Below are 14,801 nucleotides of genomic sequence, written 5' to 3' on the forward strand. Positions count from 1 at the left end.
TTAACGCCCGCCGCCCTGGATTAAGGACCGGTTCACCACCCCGCCAAAGTTAATCCAGCTGTGGCGGCCGGGGCGCAGTCGGTTGAGAAACCGTTCACCAAACGCTTCGCATTTGATGGGGATGCGACCCGCAAAACTTGCCCTCATCGCTCTCGGCCTGGTCGGTGCCGCCGGCCTGGCCGGCTGCGGCAAATTTCAGAAGCCGCAGCGCGCTCCCTGGCGCGACCAGGCGGAAGCGACCTGCATGGCCTCGGGCCAGGTGCAGATCTCGAGCTATGTCAGCTTGCGCGGCAAGGCGATCGACGGCCCCGGCGTCTGCGGCATGCAGCAGCCGCTGAAGGTCACGGCTCTTCAGAATGGCAGCGTCAGCCTGACGAGCCCTGCCCTGCTCGCCTGCCCGGTCGTGGCGACGACAGACCAATGGTTCGCGGAGGTCGTTCAGCCGGCGGCCATGAACATCCTCGGCGCGCAGGTGATCGAAATCCGGTCCGGTTCCTATTCCTGCCGCTCCATGAACAACGGCACGTACACGACCCGCACTTCGGAGCATGCCTACGGCAATGCCGTGGACGTCTTCTCCTTCCGGCTGAACGACAACCGCGTCGTCACGGTCAAGGACGGCTGGCGCGGCTCGCCGGAGGAACAGAACTTCCTACGCGAGATCTTCGTTGGCGCCTGCACCTATTTCGGCACCGTTCTCGGCCCTGGCGCCGATCCGATGCACTACGATCACCTGCACATAGACCTCGCCCGCCACGCGAAGGGCAGGCACATCTGCAAGCCGATCATCAAGTACACGCCGAACTACAACCTGCCGCCACCCGACCCGGCCCGGCCCTATTCCTCGGCACAGAACGCGCCCGTGCCGCAACGTGGCAATGCACCGGCCGCCGCGGCCTATGCAGGCGGCCCCCTGCTGCGCCAGCCGAGCGACGGCCTGCGCCCGCCAGGGGCCGTGCAGGGCGGCTACCCCGTCGCGAACAATGCGCGGGGCCAGGACCACAGCCTCGACGCACAGCAGCGTTTCCTCGACCAGTACGACGCGCGACAGCGGCAAGGACGCTTCCAGCCGCAACCGCTGCCGAGCGAAACGCGCGGACCGCTCGCGCTACCCGGCGCGGTCGAGCCTTCCGAGGAGGAGACCGCGTTCGGGGATGGCGGAGGATCGGGCGTCATGGACCAGCAGGGTTCGGAAGAGGCGCTGCCGATCAACCCTGCACGCGACCCCTTCGCCTATAGCTCGGGCAGCACGCAGCGGCGGCGCTGAAGCACTGCCTCAGCGCGAGACGAGCACCTGCCGGCACTCCGGCGGCAGGGCATCGAGCGACATCGGCGGCTTGGGCTTCGGCTTCGGACCCGGCTTCGGCTTGGGCGGATTGAAGATCGCCTGATGCTGCCGCTCGACCCAACCGCTCAGCTCCGAGCCGCAGCCGTCGCCGAAATTCGGCGGTTCCTGACCCTGGCAGCTCGCCATCCCGGCCGGGCAGGCCATCCGGATGTGAAAGTGATAGTTGTGGCCCCAGATCGGCCTCACCTTCTCCAGCCAGCTCTTGTCCGCCCCGGCCTCGCGGCAGAGCGCGACCTTGAGCGCCGGATTGACGAAGATGCGCTCGACGCGCGGCTCGGCCGCGACGGCCTTGATCAGCCGCGTATGGGCCGGGGTCCAGTTGCGCGGATCGACGTCGCGCCAGTCGGCGCGGGCCATGTTGACCGCCGACATGTTCTCGCGCTCGTCCCGGTCGAGGCGGCCCTTCGGCATCGGCGTCAGCCAGACATCGGCATCGAGCCCGATCTGGTGAGAGGCGTGGCCGGTCAGCATCGGGCCGCCGCGCGGCTGCGACATGTCACCAACCAGGAGACCGGGCCAGCCGGTGATGCGGGGCACGTCGCGGGCGAGCTTCTCCAGATAGTCGATCAGGATGGGGTGGCCCCAGTTGCGGTTGCGGTTGAGGCGCATCACCTGCCAGCTCGGCCCGTCGATCGGCAGGGCCTCGCCGCCAGCGAGGCAACCACGCGCGTAGGAGCCGATGGCGCGCGCCTCCATGCTCGCCGGGGTCGCTTTCTGGCCGAATAGCGCGCGGGCGGCATCGGGATAGGCGGCGATGTTGGCGGCGCGCGTCTTCGCCTCCTGATCGGCAGTCGACTGGGCGAAGGCTGCCGCCGGCAGTAGCGCCAGCGGTGTGAGGATGACGGCGATTCGAGAATTCTTGCGCATCGCGGCAGATTCGCCGTTGCCGCTCGCCTCGGTCAAGCGCGATGGCTGGACAAGCGGCGTGGCGAATTGCAGCCTTGGCAAAAGGCGACACAGAGCGCCCTTCCGGGGAGGACCATAGATGACGAGCCCTATCGACCGCCGCGCGCTTCTGGCCGGAACCGGCGCCCTTCTCGCCGCGCCGACCGCGGGCCTCGGCCAGCAGCCCTGGCCCCAAGGGAAGGTGCTCAAGCTCGTGGTGCCCTTCCCGCCGGCCGGCGCGACCGATGTGCTCGGCCGCCTCGTCGCCGACAAGCTGGGCCAGATCTGGGGCACCAACATCGTCGTCGAGAATCGCGCGGGAGCGGGCGGCAATATCGGCACCGACGCCGTCGCCAAGGCCGAGCCGAATGGCGACACCTTCATGATCGTCTCGGTCGGCCTGGCGACCAACCAGTATCTCTATGCCAAGCTGAACTACGACCCGGTCAAGGATCTCGCGCCGATCACCATGGTGGCGATGGTGCCGAACCTGCTCGTCGTCTCGAACCAACTGCCGGTCAAGGACGTCGCCGAGCTCGTCGCCTATGCCAGGGCCAATCCGGGCAAGCTGACCTATGGCTCCTCCGGCATCGGCACGTCCGTCCATCTCTCGGGCGAACTCTTCCAGAAGCTCACCGGCACCAGGATGGTGCACGTGCCCTATCGCGGGACCGCGCAGGCGGCACAGGACCTGATGACCGGGCGCATAGACCTGATCTTCGACAACATCCCGCAAGCGCTCCCGCATGTCCGGGCCGGCACGATCCGCGGGCTGGGCATCACGACGGCCAAGCGCGCGCCGACGGCGCCGGAGTTCCCACCCATTGCGGAGACTGTGCCGGGCTTCGACGTCTCGTCCTGGTTCGCACTGTTCGCTCCGGCGAAAACTCCGCCTGCCATCATCGCGAAGATCCAGGCCGACACGAAAGCGGCAATCGCCGACCCCGCCGTCAAGGCCAAGATGGAGCTCCTCGCCGCCGAGCCCGCCGGCTGGAGCCAGGCCGAGCTCGCGAGCTTCCTGCAAGCCGAAATGAAGAAATGGGGCGACCTCATCCGGGACGCCGGCATCAAGGCCGAATGAGCCTCGGCCGCCACGGACGGAACCGCCGGTTTCCGGACGGCGTTTCCCGCTAGACCGCGCCTCGCGAGGGCGCCGCTCTATGGGAGATTGCCATGTCCACGGTTCTGATCGTCCTGCTTGTGATCCTGCTGCTCGGCGGCGGCGGTTATTACGGCCACCGCAGCTACGGCACCGCCGGCCTCGGCGGCGTGCTCGGCCTCGTCCTCGTCATCGTGCTGATCCTGTGGCTGCTCGGAGCCATCGGTCGCGCGCCGATCGCCTAACTCAGCTCTATTGGTCGTTGCGGAACAGAGGACCGACGCGTCAGGCGCGATTGTCCCAGACCGCAACGGCAGCGGCGAGGTCCTCCAGCGCGACTCCGACCGACTTGAACAGTGTGATGCCGCCGCCCTCGACCCGGCCTTCCATACGGCCGTGGCAGAGGTCGGCGAGCGTCCCGGCCACCTTGTCGGCGCTATAGCTGCCCTCCGCGATCGCCACCGCAACATCGCCGCCCTCGTCGATCGCCTTGCTGGAGTCGACGACGACACGGGCGCGATGCAGGGCATCGGTATCGGCCTCGCGCATCTGCATGGTGAAACCGCCGATCAGGTCGAGATGGGCCTCGCGCTTCAGCCAATGGCCGTGGATCAGCGGCTCGGTCGCGTTGGTGGCGCAGGAGATGATGTCTGCCGTACGCGCCTCGCCTTCTAGGTCGGTCGTGGCACGGGCCGCGATGCCCTCCTCAGCCAGCTCGGCGACGACGGTCTCGGCCGCTTCGGGGCGGCGAGCCCAGATCGCGATCTCCGTCAGCGGACGCACCGCGCGATGCGCCTTGATGATGAAGGGCGCGAGCGCGCCGGCGCCAACCATCAGCATGTGGCTGGCCTCGGGATTGGACATGTAACGCGACGCGAGCGCCGATGCAGCGGCAGTGCGCCACGTCGTCAGACGGTTGCCGTCCATAACGGCGAGCGGCTTGCCGGTCTCGCCATCCATCAGCAGATAGGCGCCCATCACGCCCGGCAGGTTGCGGCGGCCATTGCCGAAGAAGACCGAGACGATCTTGGTGCCGATATAGGGCTTGTCGACCTCCGGCCCGCTCCAGGCCGGCATGGTCAACAGGATGGCGCTTTCCTCGCCTGGCCGCTCGATAGCGTACTGGCCGCGCTTGGGGGCCAGGACCTCGCTGCGGAAGGCGTCGTCGAGAATGTCGATCAGGGAGGGATAGCTCAGGGCCGCGTCGATCTCGGCCACGTCGAAAAGGCGCATCAATTACGTCCGCTGGTCAGGGCCGGCAGGGCAGAATCGGGAACGGCGGAACGGAGAGCCTGCGTTTCCGAGCGCAAGACCTCGACTTCGCGGCGGTTGCGGCGAGCGGCCTTGCGATACTTGCCCTGGGCGACCCACGAAGCCAGGCCACCGACGAGAACGCCGACGGCAATCGCCGCCAGCACCACGGCAAAAAGCGGCAGTTCGTGGGACAGCGTCGGCAGGTCGCGACTGAAGGGATCGAGCGAAACACGCACGGGCGCGCGGTTCGCCACCGAGAACAGCACGATCAGCAATGCGATCGGGACAAGCACCAATGCCTTCAGAAAGGCCTTCATCGCGTTCTCCGTGCGGGCAGGAACCAGCCTTCGGCTCAGCCGCCCTTGCCGTTGAGGCGCAGCCGCAGCTCCTTGCCCGTCTTGAAGACGGGGACGAACTTCTCCTCGACCTCGACCGCATCGCCCGTGCGGGGGTTGCGGCCGACACGAGCCGAGCGCGCCTTGCGCGAAAATGCGCCGAAGCCGCGCAGCTCCACCCTGTCACCGCGCTCCAGAGCTTTCACGATCTCGTCCAGGATGGCCGAGACGATGTTCTCGATGTCGCGCTGATAAAGGTGGGTGTTCTGATCAGCGATCCGCTGAACGAGTTCGGACTTAATCATCGCCGGAGTATAACCATTTGTATCAACATCATTTTTCAGCGGCAGGCTGCCAGAGCGCCAAGGGCGCGTCAAGCCGCAAGCCGACCGGCTGGTCTGCCGCCCGCGCGATGGTCACCGCCAGGGCCTCAAGCCCGGCTGCACGCGCCATCGCCTCGGCAAAGCTCCACAGGCCGAAGGAGGAGGATTCGCTTCGGCGGCGCCAGTCACGCACCTTGAGATCCTTGGTGACGCCCTTCTCGCGTTCGAGCCATGCGATCGCCTCAGGCTCCCCGCCGATCTGGTCGACCAGCTTCAGCCCGAGTGCCTGACGGCCGGAATGGACACGTCCGTCCGAGACGGTCGCCACCTCACCCTCGACAAGGTGGCGGCGATCACGAACCATGTCCTTGAACCATGCATAATTGTCGTTGACGACGCGCTGGAGCGCATCCCGCGCCTCAGGCGAAGTCGGCTCGAAGCCGTTCGGCGCGGCCTTCAGCGGGCTGGACTTGATCGACTCGACCTTGACGCCGACCGTGTCGAGCAGGTTCGAGACGTTGGGGAACTGGAAGAGCACGCCGATCGAGCCGACGAGCGAGGTCTGGCGCGCGACGATGCGATCCGCGCCCATCGCGGCGATATAGCCGCCGGAGGCGGCGACGCCGTCGACGACCGTGACCATCGGCTTCTTGGCCGCGAGCTGGCGCAACGCCGTGTGCAGCGCCTCCGAGCCCGAGGTCGTCCCCCCCGGGCTGTCCACCCGGAGCACCACGGCCGATACCGCATTGCTGTCCTCGACCGACTTGATCATGTCGAGCGTGCGGCGATCGCCGGAAATGAAACCGGACACGGTGATACGCGCGATATGGGCGCTCGAGAGGCTCGCAGGATTGTCGCCCTTCCAGGCGAGGCCACCGATGACCGCCGCAACGATCACACCGAGCACGGCAAGCACGCGCCAGAGCGTCAGCTTGCGCCGCAGGCTGCGGCGATCTGCGAGCAAATCGGCATCGGACGACATCGGGCACTCCTGGCGGCTGCGGGTCCGTGATGTAGACCCGCAGCGTCAGCCGGGCAAGGCGCGCGGCGCAATGTCAGGCCGCGACCGAGGCGCGCGCCCGGTCGAGCGCGAGAAGGGCAAGCCCGCTCGCCACCGACCGGAAGGCATCGCCGATATGCACCTTCCCCGTGCCGAAGCGGCGATCGAACAGGCTCCGCACCGCCGGGACATAGGAGGTGCCGCCGGTCATGAACACCGCCTCGATGCGATCCCCGCCAAGCCCGGCTTCGGCGAGGGCGCGGTCGAGCGCGGCTTCGATCGCGCCGACATCCTCCGCGATCCAGCGCTCGAAATCGGCCCGCCGGATCGGCTTCTCGATGTCGACGCCCATCTGGCTGAACTTGAGCGTCGTGGACTCGTTGTCGGAGAGCGCGACCTTGGTGGCCGACACGGCACGGTAGAGCTCGTAGCCGAGATCGTATTCGATGACCGTCAGCAAATCCTCGAGCTTGGCGGGCTCGACCGCTTCCCGGATCAGCGCATTGAGCTCGGCCATCGTCTCGCGGCTCTTCATCAGCGAGAGCTTGTGCCACTGGGCGAAGGCGGCGTGATAATGCGCCGGAACCGGCAGCAGCTTCCCGAATGAACGGTAATCCGTGCCCCTGCCGAGCGCCGGCGAAACGGCGTGCTCGATGATGCGGTAGTCGAAGGTGTCGCCGGCGACGCCGACACCGGCATGGGAAAGCGGGATCGCTTCCAGGCGACCATGCTCGCCAGGTTCGAAGCGCATCACCGAGAAGTCGCTGGTGCCGCCGCCGAAGTCGGCGACGAGCATGGTCTGCGGCTCCTTCAGGTCGCGCGCATACCAGTAGGCGGCGCCCAGCGGCTCATAGGCGAAAGCGACCTGCTCCATCCCGGCCTTGCCGTAGGAGGCCTTCAGGCGGCCGACCGCGAGTTCCTCGTCAGGCCTTTCGCCGGCGAAGACGACCGGCCGGCCGGAGATCAGCGGCAGTTCGTCATGCCCGTCGAGATCGGCCGTGAGGTCCGAGAGGAAGACGCCGATCAGGTCTTCCAGCCGGAAGAGCTTGCCGAACAGCCGGGTCTCCTGGAAGGCGCGGCTGGAGAGATGCGTCTTGAGCGACTGCAGGAAGCGGTGCTCGGTCGTCATGCCCAGCGCCATGTCGAGAGCGTCGGGACCGCTGACATGCGTGATGCGGGTCTCCGGCGGGCGCCCCTCGCGCCAGAACATCAGCGCCGAGCGATAGGCATCGACCGCGCCCTGCTTGGTGGCGAAGGAACGTGTCATGACCGAACCGTCCGCTCCCGCCAGCGCGACGACGCTGTTGGTGGTGCCGAAGTCGATGCCGATGGCGGCGGGGGTCATGTCGCGTCTCCTTGCTGCGAAACAAAAGCCCGCGCGGATTGCTCCGCGCGGGCCGAATTCGAAGGCCGGCCGCTGACGCGGCCGAAACCTCACTTCTTGTCGCTGGCCTTCTTGAGCGCAGCGCCCAGGATGTCGCCGAGCGAGGCGCCGGAGTCGGCGGAGCCGTACTGGGCCATCGCCTCCTTCTCCTCGGCCATCTCCAGAGCCTTGATCGAGACCTGGATCTTGCGGGCCTTCTTGTCGAAGAGCACGACGCGGGCGTCGATGCGCTCGCCGGCCGCGAAGCGCTCGGGGCGCTGCTCGGAGCGATCGCGGGCCAGCTCGGCGCGCTTGATGAAGGTCATCATGTCGGTGTCGGCGATCTTCACGTCGAGACCCGACTCCTTCACCTCGACCACCTCACAGGTGACGATCTGACCCTTCTTGAACTCGCCGGCATCCACGAAGGGATCGCCGCCGAGCTGCTTCAGGCCGAGCGAGATACGCTCCTTCTCGACGTCCACATCGAGAACGACGGCCTGCAGGACGTCGCCCTTCTTGTATTCCTCGATGACCTGCTCGCCCGGACGGTTCCAGTCGAGATCCGAGAGATGGATCATGCCGTCGATGTCGCCTTCCAGGCCCAGGAACAGACCGAACTCGGTCTTGTTCTTGACCTCGCCCTCGACCGTCGAACCCGCCGGGTGCTGCTCCGCGAAGAGCTCCCACGGGTTGCGCAGGGTCTGCTTGAGGCCGAGCGAGATGCGGCGCTTGACCGGATCGACCTCGAGGATCGCAACGTCGACTTCCTGCGAGGTCGAGACGATCTTGCCGGGGTGGACGTTCTTCTTGGTCCAGGACATCTCGGAGACGTGGATCAGGCCTTCGATGCCCGGCTCCACCTCGACGAACGCGCCGTAGTCCGTGATGTTGGTCACGCGGCCCTTGAGACGGGTGCCGACCGGGTAACGCTCGGCGATGCCATCCCACGGATCGGCCAGCAGCTGCTTGATGCCGAGCGAGATGCGGTGCGTGTCCTGGTTGATCTTGATGATCTTGACCTTGACCGTCTGGCCGATGGTCACGACCTCGGACGGGTGGTTCACGCGGCGCCACGCCATGTCGGTGACGTGCAGCAGGCCGTCGATACCGCCGAGGTCGACGAACGCGCCGTACTCGGTGATGTTCTTGACGACGCCGTCGATGACCTGGCCCTCTTCGAGCGAGGCGACGAGCTCGGAACGAGCCTCGGCGCGGGTCTCTTCGAGGACGGTGCGGCGCGACACGACGATGTTGCCGCGGCGGCGATCCATCTTGAGGATCTCGAAGGGCTGCGGCTGGCCCATCAGCGGGCCGACGTCGCGGATCGGGCGGATGTCGACCTGCGAACGCGGCAGGAAGGCCACGGCGCCGTCAAGATCGACGGTGTAGCCGCCCTTGACGGTGTTGAAGATCATGCCGGTGACCTTCTCGCGGGCCTCGAAGGCCTTCTCGAGCTTGACCCAGCTCTCTTCGCGGCGAGCCTTGTCGCGCGAGATGACGGCTTCGCCGAGCGCGTTCTCGATCCGGTCGAGATAGACCTCGACCTCATCGCCGACGTTCAGCTCCTGCTCACGGCCGGGGCCGGTGAATTCCTTGAGCGCGACGCGACCTTCGGTCTTCAGACCGACGTCGATGATCGCCATGTCCTTCTCAATGGCAACGACCTTGCCCTTGATGACGGTACCTTCCATCGCCTCGTTGCGGGCGAAGGACTCTTCGAGGAGGGCGGCGAAATCTTCGCGGCCCGCGCTGTAGCTCTCAACTGCAGACATGTAATCTCCTGGGTGCCGGCCGCGTATCCCGCGGATGTCCGGCATAGGCGCCTTGGCTGGTGTTGCACTCCGGATCGCAGCCGTCGGCTCCTCCTCTCGGAGGAATCCTGCCCCGACGAATCGGGGCCGGAGGCGCCATGGCCGCCGGCTCGGTCCGTATCCAGAAGGCCGGTCTCCAGCACGAAACGGGAGCAGGTCCCGAAGACCGCCCCCGGCGCATGATCGATCACGGCCCTTCGGACAAGCGCGATGTAATGCACTCCCGCGTCCAGAGCAAGCTTTCCGCGACTTTTCCGGCGCCGCCGGCCATGCCAGTGTGCGGTTTCAGGGCAGGTACAAGGGGAGCTTTGCATGGGCTGGGTCATTCTCGGGCTGATCGCAGCCCTCATCGTCTATGCGATCATGACCTATAACGGGCTGGTCGCCATGAGGCAGCGCGTCAACCAGGCCTTCGCCGACATCGACGTCCAGCTCAAGCAGCGGCACGACCTGATCCCGAACCTGGTCGAGACCGTGAAAGGTTATGCCACCCATGAGAAATCGACGCTCGACGCCGTGATCGCCGCCCGCAACGCGGCGCAGGGTGCCAGCGGCGTGCATGACAAGGCGGCCGCCGAGCAGCAGCTTTCGGGCGCGGTCGGGCGCCTGCTCGCGCTCGGCGAGGCCTATCCGGACCTCAAGGCGAGCTCCAATTTTCAGCAGCTGCAGGTCGATCTCGGCAATGTCGAGGACAAGCTCGCGGCAGCCCGGCGCTTCTTCAACAATGCGGTCGGCGAGTTCAACGCCGCTATCCAGGCCTTTCCGGCCATGCTGTTCGCCCCGCAGATGGGCTTCACGCAGCGCGAGTTCTTCGATGTCGGCGAGCAGACCCGCGCCCAGATCGAGACCGCGCCCAGCGTGAAGTTCTAGCGGGAGGCCGCCTGCCGCAGGGGAGCGCCGGCGATGGCTCAGGCCTTCGGGCTCTACACGCATCAGCGCAACAACCGGATCAGGTCGAACTTCCTGATCGCCGGGCTCTTCCTGCTCGTCTATCTCACCACCTGGGGGCTTCTGCTGGTCGCCTATGGCTATGGCGGCGTGCCTCGCGGACAGACGGCCTTCGGCGAGGCCAACCGCATCTTCCGTTCTTGGTTTCCCTTCATCACGCTGGCGACGGTCCTGTGGGTCTTCGTCGGCTTCCGGATCAATGTGGCGCTGATCGGCGCGGTCACGGGGGCAAAGGGCATCACTCGGCAGGACAATCCCAAGCTCTACCGGATGCTGGAGAATCTCTGCATCTCGCGCGGCCTGCCGATGCCGAAACTCGCGATCGTCGAAAGCGACGCGCTCAACGCCTTCGCCAGTGGCGTCAACGACAAGCAGTTCACTGTCAGCGTGACCAGCGGCCTCCTCGCCCAGCTCAACGATGCCGAGATCGAGGCCGTGCTCGCGCACGAGCTGACCCATATTCGCAATGGCGACGTTCGGCTGATGGTCGTCGCGGTGGTGATCGCCGGCGTCATCTCCTTCATCGGCGAGCTGATGTTCCGCGGACTGGGCCGCCGCAGCATCCGCGTTTCATCCGACGATGCGAAGAAGGGCAACGGGCTCGCCATCGTAGTCGGCATCGCCGTGATCGCCATTTCCTGGTTCCTGGCGATCGTCATCCGCCTCTCGCTTTCGCGGTCGCGCGAATACCTTGCCGATGCGGGCGCCGTCGAATTGACCAAGAACCCGGATGCGATGATCTCCGCCCTGCTCAGGATTTCCGGCCGGGCCGATATCGCAGACGTTCCCTCGGGTGTGATGGACATGTGCTTCGAGAACGATCCGGACGATTTCGCCGATCTGTTCTCGACCCATCCCTCCGTCACCAAGCGCGTGCAGGCGCTGATCGAGACCGCGGGCGGGCGCATGCCCGCGATGCCGCCGCATCCGCCCAAGATCGGCCAACGCCAGGACCTGCCGACGATGGTCGAGGAAACCGCCGCGCGCGGCCCCTGGTCGCGCCCGCCACAGGCACCCGGCCCGGGCTGATCAGGCCGCGACCAGCTTCGCGGGATCGATCTCGAACACGAGCGGATAGAACGTACTCCACCGGTTCCAGCGCTGCGTCCCGGCCTCGCTGACCGCCCAGAGCCTGCCGTCCGCGGCAAATCCGAGATCCTCGATCCCGCCGGGAGCCGGGTAACGTGCGATCACCGCGCCGGTGCGGCTGTCGAGCTTCGACAGGAAGGCCGGACGATTGCCGGCGCTCTGGGATATCCAGATCGCGCCGTCGCCTCCCAGGGCCGCGCCCTGCGCCAGCAGCGGCAGCGGGACCGTCACCTGCGCATCGGCCGGGCCGACCGGAGCCTCGGCGCCGGACAGGATACGGGCCACAGGAACGGCGTGGAGGCTCGGCGCGCCGTCACGGCGGAACGGCCCGAACCACAGATTGTCGCCGGAAGCAGCGAGGAAGGACGGCCCCATCATCTTGTCGACGCGGGTTTCCTTCAGGGGCACACACTCGCCATTGCGGCAGGATTCCTTGAAATCGAGCGCGAGAAGCCGCCCGGAATTGGCGACGAACAATGTCTCGCCGACCATGGCGAGGCCACCCGGATGGCCATAGGTCGCCGGCAGAGCGAAGCCGCCGAGCAACCGGCCGTCACCGCGCGAGACGCGAAAGACCCGGGCCGGCCCGTTGTCCTGGTCTCGGTCGCTGCTGCGATAGGCGGCAATCAGGATCTCGTCCCGATGGACCGTGAGCCCCTGCGGCACATAGCCCTCGTTCAGGCCGGGCGACCAGTAGCGGCGACGGATCGCAGCCTCGTTCGGCACAGCGGTGAGCTCGCGCATATCGTAATTCGGAGCCTCGCCCGGCAGGACAGGGCGAGCGAACGCGGCGGGCGCCAGGCATAGGCCGAGCCCGGCAGTCAGCATGCTGCGGCGATCGACGATCACGGTTTCAGCGCCCGTCCTGCGCCCATTCGAGGGCTTCCTCGAGGCGATCATCGCCCCAGAAGAGCTCGCCGTCACCGGCGACGAAGCAGGGCGCGCCGAAGATGCCGATCGATTTGGCGTACTCGATCTCCGCGCGCAGCCGCCCCTTGACCTCCTCGCTGCGCGACAGCGGAATCGCGACATGCGGTTCGATGCCCGCCTCCCGCAGCGCCGACGTCTGCACCGCTTCCTCGGCGATATTCCTGCCTTCGCAGAACTGGGCCCTGAACAGCGCCTTCGAGAAAACCGGCGTCCAGCCGCCGTCCCGGCCCGCCAGGGCCAGCCGCGCGGCCGTCAGCGAATTCTGGGGAAAATTGTCCGGCCTGACGAAGTTGAGGCCCTGGCGGCGCGCCCGGCGCTCCGTGTCGCGCCACATGTATCGGCCCTTGCTCGGATAGAGTGCAAAGGGCGAGGTATTCAGACCCTGAGCGGCAAAGATCGGCCCGAGCAGGAAAGGCCGCCAACGCAAGGTGACGCCAGCCTCTTCGGCCAGCTTCTCGATTCTGAGGGCGCTCAGGCAGGAATAGGGCGACGCGAACTCATACCAAAAGTCCAGAACGGGACGATTAGGCATTCAGCCTCCGAACAGGTCGTCATCATCTCGTGTCGCGCGCCAGCGAGCCTGAACCCTCCGGAGCACGACCGCAAGCGCCGCGAACAGGCGCTCTCGGGAAAGGGGACGACGCCGTCGCCAGCGCCGACCCATCACGGGACGACGCGGGATCGATCAGAAGGTTCCGATTGCTTCGCCCCGAACCCTGCGATAGTGCGCCATTGCGTCCGAAACGCGGCCTGCAGGCCGCCAGCAGGAAATTGATCAGATGGCTGACAGCAGCGTGAAGAAGGTCGTTCTCGCCTATTCCGGCGGACTCGACACCTCGATCATCCTCAAATGGCTGCAGACCACCTATCGATGCGAGGTGGTGACCTTTACCGCCGATCTCGGCCAGGGCGAGGAGCTCGGCCCGGCGCGCGACAAGGCTCTGCTGCTCGGCATCAAGCCCGAAAACATCTACATCGAGGACCTGCGCGAGGAATTCGTGCGCGACTACGTCTTCCCGATGTTCCGGGCCAATGCCGCCTATGAGGGCGTCTATCTCCTGGGCACCTCGATCGCGCGTCCGCTGATCGCCAAGAAGCTGATCGAGATCGCCGAGAAGACCGGCGCCGACGCCGTCTCTCACGGCGCCACCGGCAAGGGCAACGACCAGGTTCGCTTCGAGCTCACCGCCTATGCGCTGAAGCCCGACGTCGTCGTGATCGCGCCCTGGCGCGAATGGGACCTGCGCTCGCGCGAGCAGCTGATCGCCTTCGCCGAGCAGCACCAGATCCCGATCGCCAAGAACAAGCGCGGCGAAGCACCGTTCTCGGTCGACGCCAACCTGCTGCACGCCTCGTCGGAAGGCCGCGTGCTGGAAGATCCGGCGGTCGAAGTTCCGGACTACGTCTACTCGCGGACCATCTCGCCGGAAGACGCGCCGGACAAGCCGACCATCGTCACGGTCTCCTTCGAGAAGGGCGATGCGGTCGCGATCGACGGCGAAAAGCTGTCACCGGCGACGCTGCTCGCCAAGCTCAACGACCTCGGCCGGGACAACGGTATCGGCCGGCTCGACCTCGTCGAGAACCGCTTCGTCGGCATGAAAAGCCGCGGCATGTACGAGACGCCCGGCGGCACGATCCTGCATGCGGCGCATCGCGCGATCGAGTCTATCACGCTCGACCGCGGCGCCGCGCATCTCAAGGATGAGATCATGCCGAAATATGCGGAGCTCATCTACAATGGCTTCTGGTTCTCACCGGAGCGCGAGATGCTGCAGGCGCTGATCGACAAGAGCCAGGAGTTTGTTACCGGCGACGTACGCCTCAAGCTCTACAAGGGCGGAGTCCACGTCATCGGCCGTTCGAGCGACTACTCGCTCTACGACCAGGATCTCGTCACGTTCGAGGAAGGCGCTGTGGCCTACGATCATCGCGACGCGGCGGGCTTCATCAAGCTCAACGCGTTGCGCCTGCGCACGCTCGGCCAGCGCAAGAAGAAGCTCGGCCTCTGAGCGCATGCCGATAGCTAGGGCCGGCCTAAGCTGAACCTCCTACGAAAGCCCGCCTCATCGGCGGGCTTTCCCGCTTTTGAACCAGCCGCGCCTTCAGGCGCCGCGCCGAAGAGCGCGCGGGCCAGTCCGATGCGCTGGCGCTGCCCCCCCGAGAGCTTGTTGCCATCGCGGCCGATTTCCGTCTCGTAGCCGTTCGGCAATCCCAGGATCATCCGATGGGCGTTGGCCTGCCGGGCGGCGCAAATCACATCGTCATCGGTGGCGGTCTCGTCGAACCCGGCGATCGCCTCTGCCACCGTGCCGCCCAGCAACTCGACATCCTGCGGCAGGTAGCCGACATATTGTCCGAGCTGATCGGGATCCCAATGGTCAAGTGAAGCCCCGTCCAGGCGGATCGTGCC

Annotated in this window: 16 protein-coding genes; 6 read left to right on the forward strand and 10 right to left on the reverse strand. The window is 66.5% G+C overall.

Annotated features, from left to right (window positions below; translation table 11 throughout):
• The first annotated feature begins 244 nt into the window (after positions 1–244).
• Positions 245–1,267: an extensin-like domain-containing protein gene (locus tag ACIPIA_RS02235; RefSeq protein ID WP_400506244.1), complete on the forward strand. Its 1,023-nt coding sequence runs from the start codon at positions 245–247 to the stop codon at positions 1,265–1,267.
• Between the two features lie 9 nt (positions 1,268–1,276).
• Here the strand turns inward: ACIPIA_RS02235 and mepA are convergent, their stop codons facing one another.
• On the reverse strand, positions 1,277–2,215 hold the full coding sequence (mepA, locus tag ACIPIA_RS02240; RefSeq protein ID WP_400506246.1) for a penicillin-insensitive murein endopeptidase: 939 nt from the start codon (positions 2,213–2,215) through the stop codon (positions 1,277–1,279).
• A gap of 118 nt (positions 2,216–2,333) precedes the next feature.
• On the opposite strand from mepA, the gene ACIPIA_RS02245 reads away from it, so the two are divergent.
• Both ACIPIA_RS02245 and ACIPIA_RS02250 read left to right on the forward strand, forming a co-directional pair.
• Positions 2,334–3,314, forward strand: coding sequence for a Bug family tripartite tricarboxylate transporter substrate binding protein (locus tag ACIPIA_RS02245; RefSeq protein WP_400506248.1), 981 nt, complete (start codon positions 2,334–2,336; stop codon positions 3,312–3,314).
• 92 nt (positions 3,315–3,406) lie between these two features.
• Positions 3,407–3,577 (forward strand): DUF3309 family protein, encoded by a 171-nt coding sequence (locus ACIPIA_RS02250; RefSeq protein WP_400506250.1) that lies wholly within the window; start codon positions 3,407–3,409, stop codon positions 3,575–3,577.
• A 40-nt stretch (positions 3,578–3,617) separates the two neighbouring features.
• On the opposite strand, the gene lhpI is transcribed toward ACIPIA_RS02250, so the two are convergent.
• The 6 genes from lhpI to rpsA all read right to left on the reverse strand — a co-directional run bounded on the left by lhpI (position 3,618) and on the right by rpsA (position 9,382).
• Complete coding sequence (lhpI, locus tag ACIPIA_RS02255) at positions 3,618–4,565, reverse strand: bifunctional Delta(1)-pyrroline-2-carboxylate/Delta(1)-piperideine-2-carboxylate reductase (RefSeq protein ID WP_400506252.1); 948 nt, start codon at positions 4,563–4,565, stop codon at positions 3,618–3,620.
• Positions 4,565–4,903, reverse strand: a complete 339-nt coding sequence (locus ACIPIA_RS02260; protein WP_400506254.1) for a LapA family protein — start codon at positions 4,901–4,903, stop codon at positions 4,565–4,567. Before ACIPIA_RS02260 ends, lhpI begins: the two co-directional genes overlap by 1 nt.
• 35 nt (positions 4,904–4,938) lie before the next feature.
• Positions 4,939–5,226, reverse strand: coding sequence for an integration host factor subunit beta (gene ihfB / locus ACIPIA_RS02265; RefSeq protein WP_400506272.1), 288 nt, complete (start codon positions 5,224–5,226; stop codon positions 4,939–4,941).
• Positions 5,227–5,254: 28 nt separating this feature from the next.
• Positions 5,255–6,226, reverse strand: a complete 972-nt coding sequence (gene sppA, locus ACIPIA_RS02270) for a signal peptide peptidase SppA (RefSeq protein ID WP_400506256.1) — start codon at positions 6,224–6,226, stop codon at positions 5,255–5,257.
• Positions 6,227–6,299: 73 nt separating this feature from the next.
• Positions 6,300–7,589, reverse strand: a complete 1,290-nt coding sequence (locus tag ACIPIA_RS02275; protein ID WP_400506258.1) for an Hsp70 family protein — start codon at positions 7,587–7,589, stop codon at positions 6,300–6,302.
• An 89-nt stretch (positions 7,590–7,678) separates the two neighbouring features.
• On the reverse strand, positions 7,679–9,382 hold the full coding sequence (rpsA, locus tag ACIPIA_RS02280) for a 30S ribosomal protein S1 (RefSeq protein ID WP_400506260.1): 1,704 nt from the start codon (positions 9,380–9,382) through the stop codon (positions 7,679–7,681).
• Positions 9,383–9,733: 351 nt separating this feature from the next.
• Between rpsA and ACIPIA_RS02285 the strand changes: the two genes are divergently transcribed.
• Together ACIPIA_RS02285 and ACIPIA_RS02290 are read left to right on the forward strand one after the other, a co-directional pair.
• Positions 9,734–10,291 carry a LemA family protein gene (locus ACIPIA_RS02285; RefSeq protein ID WP_400506261.1) on the forward strand — a complete coding sequence of 186 codons (558 nt, stop codon included), beginning with the start codon at positions 9,734–9,736 and terminating at the stop codon, positions 10,289–10,291.
• 33 nt (positions 10,292–10,324) lie between these two features.
• A complete protein-coding gene (locus ACIPIA_RS02290; RefSeq protein WP_400506263.1) occupies positions 10,325–11,398 on the forward strand; it encodes a M48 family metallopeptidase in 1,074 nt (357 codons plus the stop codon).
• On the opposite strand, the gene ACIPIA_RS02295 is transcribed toward ACIPIA_RS02290, so the two are convergent.
• Together ACIPIA_RS02295 and ACIPIA_RS02300 are read right to left on the reverse strand one after the other, a co-directional pair.
• On the reverse strand, positions 11,399–12,307 hold the full coding sequence (locus ACIPIA_RS02295) for an NHL repeat-containing protein (RefSeq protein ID WP_400506265.1): 909 nt from the start codon (positions 12,305–12,307) through the stop codon (positions 11,399–11,401).
• Positions 12,308–12,311: 4 nt separating this feature from the next.
• A complete protein-coding gene (locus ACIPIA_RS02300; RefSeq protein ID WP_400506266.1) occupies positions 12,312–12,920 on the reverse strand; it encodes a 2-hydroxychromene-2-carboxylate isomerase in 609 nt (202 codons plus the stop codon).
• A 247-nt stretch (positions 12,921–13,167) separates the two neighbouring features.
• On the opposite strand from ACIPIA_RS02300, the gene ACIPIA_RS02305 reads away from it, so the two are divergent.
• A complete protein-coding gene (locus ACIPIA_RS02305; RefSeq protein WP_400506268.1) occupies positions 13,168–14,400 on the forward strand; it encodes an argininosuccinate synthase in 1,233 nt (410 codons plus the stop codon).
• Positions 14,401–14,414: 14 nt separating this feature from the next.
• Here the strand turns inward: ACIPIA_RS02305 and ACIPIA_RS02310 are convergent.
• A partial coding sequence (locus tag ACIPIA_RS02310; RefSeq protein WP_400506270.1) for an ATP-binding cassette domain-containing protein occupies positions 14,415–14,801 on the reverse strand: 387 nt, incomplete at its 5' end.

It is taken from the genome of Allobosea sp. CER48 (genome assembly GCF_044752385.1).
Taxonomy (GTDB): Bacteria; Pseudomonadota; Alphaproteobacteria; order Rhizobiales; family Beijerinckiaceae; genus Allobosea.

What these genes read in the sequence shown, in the direction of transcription:
- ACIPIA_RS02305 (WP_400506268.1), top strand. Translation starts at nt 13,168, where the DNA reads ATGGCTGACAGCAGCGTGAAGAAGGTCGTTCTCGCCTATTCCGGCGGA.
- ACIPIA_RS02245 (WP_400506248.1), top strand. Translation starts at nt 2,334, where the DNA reads ATGACGAGCCCTATCGACCGCCGCGCGCTTCTGGCCGGAACCGGCGCC.
- ACIPIA_RS02275 (WP_400506258.1), bottom strand. Translation starts at nt 7,589, where the DNA reads ATGACCCCCGCCGCCATCGGCATCGACTTCGGCACCACCAACAGCGTC.
- ACIPIA_RS02285 (WP_400506261.1), top strand. Translation starts at nt 9,734, where the DNA reads ATGGGCTGGGTCATTCTCGGGCTGATCGCAGCCCTCATCGTCTATGCG.
- lhpI (WP_400506252.1), bottom strand. Translation starts at nt 4,565, where the DNA reads ATGCGCCTTTTCGACGTGGCCGAGATCGACGCGGCCCTGAGCTATCCC.
- ACIPIA_RS02235 (WP_400506244.1), top strand. Translation starts at nt 245, where the DNA reads ATGGCCTCGGGCCAGGTGCAGATCTCGAGCTATGTCAGCTTGCGCGGC.
- ACIPIA_RS02290 (WP_400506263.1), top strand. Translation starts at nt 10,325, where the DNA reads ATGGCTCAGGCCTTCGGGCTCTACACGCATCAGCGCAACAACCGGATC.
- ihfB (WP_400506272.1), bottom strand. Translation starts at nt 5,226, where the DNA reads ATGATTAAGTCCGAACTCGTTCAGCGGATCGCTGATCAGAACACCCAC.
- rpsA (WP_400506260.1), bottom strand. Translation starts at nt 9,382, where the DNA reads ATGTCTGCAGTTGAGAGCTACAGCGCGGGCCGCGAAGATTTCGCCGCC.
- ACIPIA_RS02250 (WP_400506250.1), top strand. Translation starts at nt 3,407, where the DNA reads ATGTCCACGGTTCTGATCGTCCTGCTTGTGATCCTGCTGCTCGGCGGC.
- mepA (WP_400506246.1), bottom strand. Translation starts at nt 2,215, where the DNA reads ATGCGCAAGAATTCTCGAATCGCCGTCATCCTCACACCGCTGGCGCTA.
- sppA (WP_400506256.1), bottom strand. Translation starts at nt 6,226, where the DNA reads ATGTCGTCCGATGCCGATTTGCTCGCAGATCGCCGCAGCCTGCGGCGC.
- ACIPIA_RS02300 (WP_400506266.1), bottom strand. Translation starts at nt 12,920, where the DNA reads ATGCCTAATCGTCCCGTTCTGGACTTTTGGTATGAGTTCGCGTCGCCC.
- ACIPIA_RS02260 (WP_400506254.1), bottom strand. Translation starts at nt 4,903, where the DNA reads ATGAAGGCCTTTCTGAAGGCATTGGTGCTTGTCCCGATCGCATTGCTG.